Raw genomic sequence first — 12,433 nt, 5'->3', positions numbered from 1 at the left:
CATAGCAAAGCTCGCACAGTGTAGATATTATTATTTTTTAGGCGTGCACCATTCCACTACTTCATTGCGTTTGCGCTCTGCCATCTGTTCAGCTGTATAGATAATTTGCATAGGGTTACCGCCTGCTAGACAGCCTGCTGGCACATCTTTATGGACTAGGGTTGCAGCTGACACAATCGCGCCGTCACCTATCGTAACACCTGGTAGTATCGTTGAATTGGCTCCAACCATTACTTCATTACCAATATGAACATCTCCAAGACGATATTCCTCTATTAAATATTCATGCGCCAAAATAGTCGTATTGAAACCTATAACGGTATTGTCACCGATATGAATACGTTCTGGAAACATTGTATCTGGCATAACCATTAAAGCTATAGAAGTTTGTTCACCGATTTCCATTTTTAACAAAGTTCGATACAACCAGTTTTTCACACGTAAAAATGGTGTGAAGCGTCCAATTTGAATGACAACGAAACACTTCATCACCTTCCAAAAGGACACCGTATCATAAATATTCCAAAGCGAGTTTGCTCCTTCGACACGGTAGCGTTCTGTTTTACGTGCCATTTACTTACCCCACTTTCACAATTTCAAATAAATCCGTCATATGATGCAACATATATTCCGGCTTGAATTGCTGTAAGTATTCCTCACCTTTAAATGCCCATGCGACACCAGCCGCTCTAACTCCAGCATTGTGTCCTGCCTCAATATCGTGAGAATTATCACCAATCATAATTGCGTCTTCTTTGTTTACACCGAGGCGTTCAAGCGCAAGCAAAACTGGCTCTGGATCAGGCTTTACATTTTTCACATCATCCGTGCCAATAAGGATATCAAATAAATGACTTGCGCCTAGTACAGATAGACCACGGTCAATCATCCCATTACGCTTTGTAGACACAATCGCTAACTTGATACCCATATCCTTTAATTGCTCTAAAGTTGATACAACATCAGGATATTGAGTGACAAGTTCATCGTGATGTAGTTCATTATATTCACGATATTTTGCCATCATTGCGTCCTCTTCACCAGGAGTAATGTCACTAAATGTCTGTTTTAAGGACGGCCCAAGGAATTTCAAGCAATCTTTTGGCGAATATTGCCCGGGAAATCGTTCATTTAAAACATGCATAAATGTTTGAATGATTAAATCATTTGTATTGAGTAATGTACCATCAAAATCAAATAGTAATGCCTTTACAGCCATGCTTTGCACCCCTTATTTATCATCTAAATACTTCACTGCAGGTTTTACTTTTATACGTCGGTAAATGATCGCACCAAGACCCACTACAATACCTATTATCGAAACAACTTGAGCTGAGCGTAAATCCCCTACTAAATATAGGCTATCTGTACGCATACCTTCTATATAGAAGCGACCAATTGAATACCAAATTATATAACTGAAGAATATTTCACCGCGATTTAAATTTACTTTGCGTAATACTAATAAAATTATTAGCCCAATAAAGTTCCAGACGGATTCATATAAAAAAGTAGGATGTACGTATGTTCCTAATTCTTCAACATACATTTGATTAATAATCCAATCCGGCAGCCTTAGATTTTCTAAAAATTCGCGTGATACCGGACCACCATAAGCCTCCTGGTTCATAAAATTTCCCCATCGGCCAATTATTTGTCCAATTAAAATACTCGGTGCCGCAATATCCGCTACTCGTAAAAAGCTTATATTTCTTCTACGAGTGAATATGTAAGCTGTCAAAAATGCCCCAATAAGTGCACCATGAATAGCGATACCACCATTCCAGATTTGAATAATCATCTCTGGGTTTTCACTATAATAATCCCAGCGCATCGATACATAGTAAATACGTGCGCATACTATGGATATAGGAACAGCCCATAGTAATAAATCCGCAAGAAATTCCTCGGGTAAGCCTCTCTTAACGGCCTCTCTTTGTCCCACAAAATAAGCTAAAATAATACCCGATACAATTAGTAACCCATACCAACGAACAGGGATAGGTCCTAAGTGGAAAGCGATCGGATTAATTTCTAATAATAACAAGTCCATCTTGTTCTCCTCTCAAAATCAATTCATTGCACTTGCAAATGAACCCTAATTAAAAACGATTAGTCGTCTAACTCATCCGTTGATGAGATCACCTCATCTAATCGTCTTGAAAATTCCTCGGCTGCATTAACGCCCATCTTTTTCAAACGATAATTCATTGCTGCTACTTCAATAATAACAGATACATTTCGTCCAGGTCTTACAGGAATCGTTAACTTTGTTAATTCCGTATCAATGATTTTCATTTTCTCTTCCTCTAAACCTAAACGATCATATACTTTTTCTGGATCCCATATTTCCAACTCGATAATCAATGTGATCCGTTTGTACGGCCGTACCGCACTTGCCCCAAAGAGTGTCATAATATCGATAATACCAATGCCTCGAATTTCGAGTAAATGTTCTAAAAGAGGTGGTGGACTACCAATTAAAAAATTCTCTGATTCCTGACGAATCTCCACACAATCATCAGCCACTAGACGGTGCCCCTTCTTGACAAGCTCAAGTGCTGTTTCACTTTTCCCTACACCACTTTTTCCTATGATAAGTACACCGATGCCGTATACATCAACTAAAACTCCGTGAGCAGCAGTCATTGGTGCTAATCGACCTTCTAAATAGTTTGTTAGCCTACTCGAAAATTTTGTTGTTGTCATATGTGTTTTAAATACAGGAACATGCTTTTCATTGGACGCCTGTAAAAGTTCCTCAGGTACCTCTAAATCGCGAGAAATAATAATAGCTGGTGTATCCTGCGAACACAGTAGACGCATCCGCTCCAGTTTTACATTTGCAGGTAGCATTTCAAAAAAAGAAAGCTCTGTTTTTCCAAGCAATTGTACTCGATTTGCAGGATAATGCGTAAAATACCCCGCCATCTCGAGCCCCGGTCTTGAAATATCACTAGTAACAATCGTTCTTCCTATTCCTTCCTCGCCAGCTAATAGTTCTAACTTAAACTTCTCCATAACATCTCTTGTTAATACTACGACCAATGTTTAGTAGCCTCCATTCAAAGGAATTGAATATGTTTTATCCCGCGTAAACAGTCAGTAAATTGCCACTTATCGTGGCCATTAATTGTCTGTAAACTCCGATTGGTTAAACTAGCAATCAGCCGTTCTGATTGCAGTTTCACCTTATTTTAGCATGTCTATGTATAAAAGAAATGTATTTACACTCTGTCAGTTTGACTAAAAAATTCTGCAAAATATAAAAAACTAGCGGTTCTCCAGCCCGCTAGTTTCATTATCATTTTATTTTTGAGTAGCCAACCATTTGGCAACTGCTTCTGCATCTGCACCTTTAACAACACCAGGAGGCATTGCACCTTTACCATTTTCAATAACATTTAAAATTTCTTTTTCTGTTAAACGAGAGCCTACATCGCTAATTTTTGGTGCATTTCCTTGGCCTTGTAGCTCACCACCATGGCAAGTAATACAAGATTTCATAGCAATTTTTTCGCCATCTGGAGCAGCAGTTTTTGTACCTTCAGTTGTTGTCGTTTTACCTCCACCACAAGCAGCTAAAAAGATTGCTGAACCAATCGCTAATGTTAACATCGCCTTTTTCATTAGTGCCCCTCCTCAAAGGAAATAAGTATCTTTCTCTGACATTATACCAAAATTATGCACGTTTGAAACCTTCTCCTAACACCTCATAAGCATTAGAAACGATAACAAACGCTGATGGATCAACGTTTTTAATGAGTTGTTTCAGCTTTGTGAACTCTGTTTGGTAAACAACAACCATAAGTACTGGTCGTGCTTCCCCTGTATAGCCACCTATTGCAGGCAACTTTGTCACTCCTCGATTTATCTCGGCGTAAATGGCATCACGTACCTCATCTTGTTTCATCGTAATAATGTAAACCATTTTAGACTGACTAAAGCCGAGCTGAATAATATCAATTGTTTTTGTAGTGACATAAAGTCCAATTAGGGCATACAAACCTTTCTCTAAGTCAAAAACAATTGCTGCACTAATTGCGATAATCCCATCAATAAATAGTACACTTGTACCAAGCGATAATCCGGTATACTTTGTAATAATTTGCGCTAGTAAATCAGTGCCACCAGTAGAAGCATTCCCCTTAAAGACAAGTCCTATTCCCAAACCGACAACAATTCCCCCAAAAAGGGCCCCGAGTAAAGGATTATCTGTCCAAGGCCCCCATCCGTTCGTTAATAATACAATAAACGGTAATGTCACTGTTCCAATAAATGACTTTATCCCGAACTTTTTTCCAAGGAATAATACACCTGCTATAAATAATGGAATATTGAATGCATATTGTACAAAACCAGGATTCCAACCAAATAAACCGTGTAAAATTGTACTAATCCCGCTTACGCCGCCAGAAGCTACTTGATTTGGTAATAAAAATACATTAAAGCCAATAGCAATAATTGCCGCTCCTACTATGACGTACACATACTCCACAATGCTTTCCCTTACATCATGATTCATTTCCCCCACGCCCACTTTAACTATCAGAATTTTTTAAAGACGTGATGATTATAGCAAATAGTTTTCGCATTGAGAACTTCGTCTTGATGAAGAGAATATGTATTTTTATAATTTTGTTCATCATCATAACGTGGGGGTATTGCTGTCCCTAAGAAGTCGCCTAGTCTCCACTCCAATCAACTATACACATTTCATAATTTTCAACAAATGTCATCCTCTACTATAAAATGATGAGCCCAATAATGTATAAAACATAAAAAATAAGCTACCTAAAAAAGAATTTTAAGATAGCTTATTTTTGACTTTTCACTAAAATATATACTTAACTGCAATTTCCACTATAGGACATTTTAGATCAAATCCTTGTTTATAAAGATTTTTCTGCCCATTCCATTGCTTCATGGTATAAAAGATCGACTTTTGTTAAATCAATATTGAGCTGAGGAGCTAAATTTTCTAAAGTAGACCAATCTAACTTACCTAATGCAATACTGAATTCCAAATAAGGCGTCATTTCAGTTTGATTACCTAAAATCGTTTCTGTTATGTCTTCTGAAAAAGGTAGCTGCTGTAAAATAACCATCAACGGTCTTTGCAACAAAGTGTCTATCAAAGAAAACATCCCAACTAAAAAATATTCAGAGAAGTTTTTCTTATAGGAAAGCTTGGCCAATTTCTCACATACTTTTGCTCTAAATAACGATGTACACATGACTTCTTTAAAAAGATCATTATCTGCATTCACATCAATTTCTCGCATCGCCAATAAATAAATCCACTTTCGTAAATTTGAAACGCCGAGCAATAAAATCGCTTGTTTTATCGAACGAACCTTGGATTTAGATCGCATCTCTGAATTATTAACCATTTGCAATAACTTATACGTTAATGAAATATCACGCTCAATATTATCAGCTAATAACTGAACATTAGGTTCCTCTTCTTTTAATAATGCAATTATACAAAAATATTGAATAGTATTAGCTGGTATATCGGTCGCTGTAATTATTTGAGGTTGTTCAAAAAAATAGCCTTGAAATAATTCATAGCCTGAATGTTTTGCCACTTCAAAATGATTACGTGTCTCGACCTTCTCTGCGAGCAATTTTATGTGAGGGAAATTTTCTTTCACTTTATTTTCAATTTCCATTCGCTCAAGTAACGGTGACAATAAAAAGTCAACTTTTATAAAATCGATATAAGCAAATAACTCATCATAAACTTGTACCTCATTATCCAAAACAAAATCATCTAATGCAATTTTAAACCCATATGATTTCAGCTCAATGACTCTCTCTACTAACTGAGGTGTAAGTGGGACGTCCTCTAAAATCTCAATAACAACTTGCGATGGATTTAAATATTCATTTAAGGGACTCATAAGCAAGTTTTCTGTAAAATTAACAAAACTAGGTTTGCCTTTTGTTACCTCTTCAATGCCAATTGAAAGAAATGAGTTTACTAGTACATCAATTGTTGCAGCATCTGAATCAACCATCGGAAAAGCATTCACGTTTTTGCTACGATATAATAATTCATACGCAACGATTTGTTCATGAAGGTTAAAAATAGGTTGTCTGCCGATAAATACTTCCATTTCGTCGCCCCCATTTCTCCATTTTCTAGTAATTAATATTATAGCATTTTTCATTACTATCTGCTTCTGTCTAAAATTTTTCTAACAATAATTAACATTATATATAAGAAAATAGGACGTGAGCGAAGCGGCAGCAACAACAATTATTTTTTGTGCGAAAGCGAAGCGGCAGCGGTAGAATGTTGGTCATCCGTAACACTGATTTCCAAGGAGTCACCAAGCCTTCACTTCAATCAACTTTTCCTTATGCTACACACAAAGTACAATCTACAACTTTAGGTAATAAACTAAGAAAATTTATTACCTACACAAATACCTTGCTCCTATGCTTCGCCACATATATTATTTATTCCTTTCTAAGAATGACCTTTTTTCGCTCAATCCTTCCAAAAAATTTCTCGAGTCGACTTATCCGAAAATTCCATTTTATATGGACATTTTCCAAATTTTGATTTATAGTACATTACAACACTAATGCACTATGTTACATAGGACTGAAAGGGGGTTTTTCGATGCTCGTTCATCTAGATGGTACAACACCTATTTATATTCAAATTGCCGAATGGCTACAGCACGAAATCATTGCCGAACGATTACAGGCGGACGAGAAGGTCTATTCACAATACCAGCTAGCTGAATTATTTAATATAAATCCTGCTACAGCTGGTAAAGGGCTGACAATCTTACTTGAAGAACAACTTTTATATAAAAAACGGGGGTTAGGTATGTTTGTCTCTACGGATGCAAAGGAACGAATTTTAATGAAACGTCGAAACGAAATATTGACGAAAATGGCGCAAGAGATCGTATTAGAGGCAAAACGTTTACTTGTATCTGATGAAGAATTGCTAGTGCTTATTCGAAAAACACAGGAGGGATTGGAATGAATATTATTCAATGTGAGGAGTTATCTAAAAGCTTTGGACGTCGTCATGCACTTCAGCAAGTAACCTGCGCTATTGATGCAGAGAAAATTATCGGTATTATTGGTCGCAACGGTGCTGGTAAGTCGACTTTACTTAATATTTTTGCAGGCTACCTAAAGCCTACAAGTGGGTCATGCAAAGTATTTAATGAAAATCCCTTTAATAATATTCAAACTGCTGCCAACATGATTTTTATCGATGATCGATTAAGCTTCTCTGATTACTTGTCGCTTGAAGATATTTTAAAGATGGGGGCCGATTTTTATCCTAATTGGCAAAATGAGCTAGCTTATCGCATGCTCGATTATGCAGGTATAGATCTCACAGCAAAGCATCAGCAACTATCTAAGGGGCAATTAGCAACCTTTAACCTTGTTTACGGATTAGTAAGTCGCTGCGCACTAACGATTTTAGATGAACCGATGAATGGTATGGACGAAGTGATTCGTACAGATTTTTACAGGGCGATTTTAAAGGAGTACCTTGCCTTTCCACGAACATTTTTAATTACTAGCCACCATTTACAAGAGATGGAATCTATTTTAGAAGAAATTTTACTAATAGATAATGGCTCTGTCATTGCACATGCACCTTTAGATGAATTTAAGGAACAGCTCATATCACTAAGCGGACCAAGTGATGCACTTGCAGATCTACTCTCTGAGATGGAAGTGTACGCTCAAAAGATTGTAACAGGGATGACCTCAGCAATTGTAGATGCTGGTAAACTATTCGTCTCAGAAGAAACGCTTCGAACAAAAGGCATTACGATATCGTCCCTTACCGCAAGTGAAGTCTGCAAGTATTTAACAAGTAGAAAAGGACGTGATATTGATGCAATCTTTGACTAATATTTCACTTAAAACAATTGTACAAAAACAGGTGAAATGGAAAGCAAAATTATATATTTCCGCCCTTAGTTCTTTAGTTATTGTACAAATCATTTTTGGAGTTTTAACATCTGGCTCTGGAAATGCATCTACTGGTCATGGGCGGGGAAATTTAAATATTCAATTCTCTATTTACTCAATCGATACGTTTCTTATTGTTACAGCAATTTGGGCATTTATTGTAGCACTTCTCTTTACAACAAAAGCGTATCGTACTGATGATTTATCTGCTATTTCTAGTCGAACATCTAGCGCCATTGCAAATATATTTGTCATGATTATTTACAGTTTTATTGCGGTCATCATTATGATTTCGACTTATTATTTACAAGTATTTGGGATTTCTTTAATGGAAAAGAAATCTTTTATAATAGAAAATATATTTATTTCACCATCAACATTACTATTATGTTTTAGTAGCATCTGTTTATTTGGCGCAATCGGTTTACTATTAGGTACTAGCTTCAAGGGACCACTAGTTATAAAAATACTTGTATCTATTTTTATGCTGCTCGGCTTTATATTAATTTTTATATCACCATATCTTAGGCATTTAATATTGTTATCCAATCTTATGATTAGTGTTATTTATTTGCTCGTAGCTCTTCTATGCTTTAGCCTCACTATTTGGATTGCAGATAAATCGGAGGTGTCTCGCAAATGATAGCGACATTTTTCTTATTTTTTATTCCACTACTATTCGTAGTTGCTATTTTTCTACTACTAAGTAAATTAGGTAAAAAAGCTAAAAATATTTGGACACCTAAACGTATTATGATTGCCATTATTAGTTATATCTCACTTGGACTTACTGCCTTCCTATACATTAGCTTTTTTTCAGAATCAACAATACCAGTACTAACTCCTTCTGAAATTAAACAAGTTGAGAAAAAGTTCGATCAAATCCAAAAGTATGATCAAGAATACAATTCTTCCTATTTAACCGAGGACTATAAAAAGAAAACATGGGAAATTAACTTTGAAGGAAATACATTACCTGTTGTTATAAATGATGACAATTTAAGCTTGAAGATTCGCCAACGTTATAATGATAGTATTGAATCTGGGAAAGCTCTTGTTACCTATTATCAATTTCCTTTCATAATAGAAGGTATTGACCTTGCAAACGAAGCACCGTTACCTAACGTATACGTGGCAGAAAACCAGCTATTTATTGGATCTTTACCAAAACAAGTAAATTATTTTCGTATAAATGCAACATTAGGTATTTTAGATATGAATCGTGGGATAGAACGTGAACCATATACAATGGACTATTCTTATTCAAGTGTCATAGTTATCGATATACCACGAAGTACGGTTCTGGAAGATTCCCAAGGTCTTGTTCAATATATAGAATAGATAAAATGGATAATCACCGATGTTTAGGTATGACATTCGAAAATACGTATGCAATATATATGTTAATTGACGTTTTGATGATGAGCAAAAAAAGGACAGTCCTAAGTGATTTTTTATCACATTTGGACTGTCTTTTTTTATTTTCCACTTGCTTTTGCTTTAATAGCACCAACTACAGCTGGGATAACCGAAAGCAAGATAATTAATATAAGAACCGTTGAGAAGTTATCTTTAATAATTGGAATATTACCAAAGAAATAACCTAGTAATGTACAGCTGAGTACCCATAACACTGCACCTAAAACATTATACATAATGAAGTAGCTATACTTCATTTTACTAGCCCCTGCAACAAATGGTATAAATGTACGGATGAAAGGCATAAAACGTGCGATGACAATCGTTTTTCCACCGTGTTTATTAAAGAACTTTTCTGCTGCTTCCATACGTTCTTTTTTAACGACTCTACCAAGGAAGCTCTTTGGTGGAATAGACGTTCCCACTTTATGACCAATATGATAATTCATCGTATCCCCTAATATCGCAGCTGCCAAAAACACTGGAATTAATATCCACATATCAAATGCGCCCATTGCTGCTGCTAATGCACCACTTGCAAAAAGCAATGAATCGCCTGGTAGGAATGGGAAAATTACGACACCTGTTTCAACAAAAACAATTGCAAATAAAAAGAGATAACTCAAATTACCAAAATTATGAATAATCTCCTCTAAATGCACATCAATATGCATAATAAAACTAATTAACTCCTTGATGAGTTCTATCATTTTTTCGTATGCTCTCTTTCAATTAAATTTTCTAAAGGCTTTGACGTAGCTAGACACCAAAGGGTTCCATTCTTGTTTACAATTATTGGTGTTACTTCTCCCTCACTATATGACAAGCCTTTAAAAAGTATGTAGATTTCACAAGTTTGATTTTATCACTTCCAGACATATACACTCAACTTATTTAAATAAGTGACCGTGCTTTTTTACATTGCTGTAATATTGGATCATCACCAATCCCCAAGGAGTCGCCCAGTCTCCACTCCAATCAACTTATTTACATAGTAGACGTTTTAACAAAAGTCATCCTCTTGGTGATGAACTGTAATATTGACCTAAAGTGAAAATTCAATCAGTAGGTGTTCATCGTCCCTCACTAAAGGAACACAAGCAAAAATCTCACATTCTATGAAAACGTTTCGTCTAACACCCTATCGCTTCGCTTCCGCATAGAAAACAGTTGTTGCCTCGAACCAACCGAGCTTTTACTGGCAGTTGATCTCCTACTTACATTTATTGTTTCTCTTAAATCTTGAAATGTGAATCTGACTGTTCATTTATGCGGGATAAAAAAAGCTACTATTTTTCAATAGTAGCTACTGTTTCTTACACTTTTTCTTTTAATGAACGGCGCAAAATTTTTCCTGTCGTATTTTTTGGTAATTCATCTATAATCTCAATTACTTTAGGAACCTTGTATTTCACCATATGCTTTGCACAGTATGCGAGAAGGTCTTCAGTTGATGTTGCATCTGCATCTTTTAAGACAACATATGCATGAACTGCCTCACCTAAGTTAGGGTCTGGGTAACCTACAACTGCCGCTTCAACGATATTATTATGAGCAAAGAGTACTTCTTCTACCTCTCTTGGATAGACGTTATATCCTCCAACAATAATCATATCTTTTTTACGGTCAACGATGTAAAAGTACCCTTCTTCGTCCATTTTTGCTAAGTCCCCTGTGTATAACCAGCCATCACGTATAGCCATCGCTGTTTCTTCTGGTAATTTATAATAGCCCTTCATAACGTTAGGTCCTCGTACGATTAGCTCCCCTACTTCGCCAATGGGCACTTCTTGTCCATTGGCATCCACTACCTTATTTTCAACATTGGAAATGGATGTCCCAATAGAACCTGCCTTACGCTCACGATCCAATGGATTAAAGCACGTTACTGGTGAAGCCTCTGATAAGCCAAAGCCCTCTGAAACACGCACATTAAATTTCTTTTCGAAATTATGTAATAGTGCTACAGGTAAAGACGCGCCACCTGAAATTGCTAAACGTATGGATGAGAAATCTTCAGGGTTGCCTTCAGGTAATTGATACAAAAAGTTATACATAGTTGGCACACCAGCGAAGACTGTTGCTTTCTGTTCCTTTGTTATTTTAAAGATTTCAGTTGGACTAAAACGTGGTACAAGTAAAATCGTTGCTCCTCTCAATAAAGGTGCATTGGCAACGACAGTTAACGCGAATACATGGAAAACTGGTAATGTCGCAATAATACGATCTTCTGCTTTATAGCCCAAATAATGCGCAACATCTCGTGCATTGGAATAGATATTTCCATGAGTCAACATTGCACCCTTTGGAGTACCGGTCGTTCCTGAAGTATATAATATAATTGCATTATCATCGTCAGCTACTTCTACTGGTTGGAGAGAGTCAGATGCACTAGCGATTACTTGTGAAAATAAATGGATTTTTGCCTTTGCCTCTTCGGATAAAGTAGTTACTTTTTCAGCAACATCTGCTGTTGTTTCACAAACAACAAATGTTTTTACTTTTGGAAAAGCATGTACACCCATTTCTACTAATGGAAGAAGTGCGTCAAGTGCAATAACAGCTTTTACATCACCATTATGCAAAATATACGAAATTTCATCTGGTGTATAGATTGGATTAATTGGAATTGCCGTCGCCCCTAAACGCATTGTTGCATATAACGCAATTAAATAATGTGGTGTATTGCCGAGTAAAAACGCCACATGGTCCCCTTTTTCTACCCCTAAATCTTCTAACCCCTTCGCAAAGCGACCAACTGTGTGTTCAAATTCACCATACGTCGTATCTTTCCCCATAAAATGATACGCAATTTTATCCGGTTGCTCTAATGCTTGTTGACGAACGCTTGAAACTAAATTCAATTACACCATCCCCTTTATCGTATCAATTTCGCCTTGGCGTAATTGCGTCCGGATTTTGAATTGTGTATGCACAATTCATCCCTTTTAAAATCCGTGACATCCGCCGGAGGCTTTATCTTCATTCAGTAGATGTATGGACATCCTTAAAAAAAGGAATCACACCCAAATCCATCTCACCACCTCAGAGGTGG

At 36.4% G+C, this 12,433-nt stretch carries 13 protein-coding genes; 4 read left to right on the top strand and 9 right to left on the bottom strand.

What is annotated here, in order from left to right; translation table 11 throughout:
- Positions 1-30: 30 nt before the first annotated feature.
- The 7 genes from ACQKNC_RS16570 to ACQKNC_RS16540 all read right to left on the bottom strand — a co-directional run bounded on the left by ACQKNC_RS16570 (position 31) and on the right by ACQKNC_RS16540 (position 6,122).
- Positions 31-573, bottom strand: a complete 543-nt coding sequence (locus ACQKNC_RS16570; RefSeq protein WP_427425867.1) for an acyltransferase — start codon at positions 571-573, stop codon at positions 31-33.
- Positions 574-577: 4 nt separating this feature from the next.
- Complete coding sequence (ppaX, locus tag ACQKNC_RS16565; protein WP_427425866.1) at positions 578-1,219, bottom strand: pyrophosphatase PpaX; 642 nt, start codon at positions 1,217-1,219, stop codon at positions 578-580.
- 12 nt (positions 1,220-1,231) lie between these two features.
- Positions 1,232-2,053, bottom strand: a complete 822-nt coding sequence (gene lgt, locus ACQKNC_RS16560; RefSeq protein ID WP_427425865.1) for a prolipoprotein diacylglyceryl transferase — start codon at positions 2,051-2,053, stop codon at positions 1,232-1,234.
- Positions 2,054-2,112: 59 nt separating this feature from the next.
- Complete coding sequence (gene hprK, locus ACQKNC_RS16555; RefSeq protein ID WP_427425864.1) at positions 2,113-3,048, bottom strand: HPr(Ser) kinase/phosphatase; 936 nt, start codon at positions 3,046-3,048, stop codon at positions 2,113-2,115.
- A 261-nt stretch (positions 3,049-3,309) separates the two neighbouring features.
- Positions 3,310-3,630, bottom strand: coding sequence for a cytochrome c551 (cccB, locus tag ACQKNC_RS16550; protein WP_427425863.1), 321 nt, complete (start codon positions 3,628-3,630; stop codon positions 3,310-3,312).
- Between the two features lie 52 nt (positions 3,631-3,682).
- Entirely contained in the window at positions 3,683-4,525 is an 843-nt protein-coding gene (locus tag ACQKNC_RS16545) for a YitT family protein (protein ID WP_427425862.1), read from the bottom strand.
- Between the two features lie 367 nt (positions 4,526-4,892).
- On the bottom strand, positions 4,893-6,122 hold the full coding sequence (locus ACQKNC_RS16540; protein ID WP_427425861.1) for an EAL and HDOD domain-containing protein: 1,230 nt from the start codon (positions 6,120-6,122) through the stop codon (positions 4,893-4,895).
- A gap of 512 nt (positions 6,123-6,634) precedes the next feature.
- Between ACQKNC_RS16540 and ACQKNC_RS16535 the strand changes: the two genes are divergently transcribed.
- Genes ACQKNC_RS16535 through ACQKNC_RS16520 form a run of 4 tightly spaced genes read left to right on the top strand, consistent with a single transcriptional unit; the run spans position 6,635 to position 9,300 of the window.
- Positions 6,635-7,009, top strand: a complete 375-nt coding sequence (locus tag ACQKNC_RS16535; RefSeq protein ID WP_427425860.1) for a GntR family transcriptional regulator — start codon at positions 6,635-6,637, stop codon at positions 7,007-7,009.
- Positions 7,006-7,899: an ATP-binding cassette domain-containing protein gene (locus ACQKNC_RS16530; protein WP_427425859.1), complete on the top strand. Its 894-nt coding sequence runs from the start codon at positions 7,006-7,008 to the stop codon at positions 7,897-7,899. The genes ACQKNC_RS16535 and ACQKNC_RS16530 overlap by 4 nt, the downstream gene beginning before the upstream one ends.
- Positions 7,883-8,602: a hypothetical protein gene (locus ACQKNC_RS16525; protein ID WP_427425858.1), complete on the top strand. Its 720-nt coding sequence runs from the start codon at positions 7,883-7,885 to the stop codon at positions 8,600-8,602. The genes ACQKNC_RS16530 and ACQKNC_RS16525 overlap by 17 nt, the downstream gene beginning before the upstream one ends.
- Positions 8,599-9,300 carry a hypothetical protein gene (locus ACQKNC_RS16520; RefSeq protein WP_427425857.1) on the top strand — a complete coding sequence of 234 codons (702 nt, stop codon included), beginning with the start codon at positions 8,599-8,601 and terminating at the stop codon, positions 9,298-9,300. The genes ACQKNC_RS16525 and ACQKNC_RS16520 overlap by 4 nt, the downstream gene beginning before the upstream one ends.
- Before the next feature lie 137 nt (positions 9,301-9,437).
- Here the strand turns inward: ACQKNC_RS16520 and ACQKNC_RS16515 are convergent, their stop codons facing one another.
- Both ACQKNC_RS16515 and ACQKNC_RS16510 read right to left on the bottom strand, forming a co-directional pair.
- Entirely contained in the window at positions 9,438-10,085 is a 648-nt protein-coding gene (locus ACQKNC_RS16515) for a VTT domain-containing protein (RefSeq protein WP_427425907.1), read from the bottom strand.
- A 609-nt stretch (positions 10,086-10,694) separates the two neighbouring features.
- Entirely contained in the window at positions 10,695-12,242 is a 1,548-nt protein-coding gene (locus tag ACQKNC_RS16510; RefSeq protein ID WP_427425856.1) for a fatty acid--CoA ligase family protein, read from the bottom strand.
- Positions 12,243-12,433 lie beyond the last annotated feature (191 nt).

It is taken from the genome of Lysinibacillus sp. NPDC094177 (assembly GCF_050279145.1).
Classification (GTDB): Bacteria; Bacillota; Bacilli; order Bacillales_A; family Planococcaceae; genus Lysinibacillus.
The sequence above is the reverse complement of the archived record's forward strand: the minus strand, read 5'-3'. Positions and strand labels throughout refer to the sequence as shown.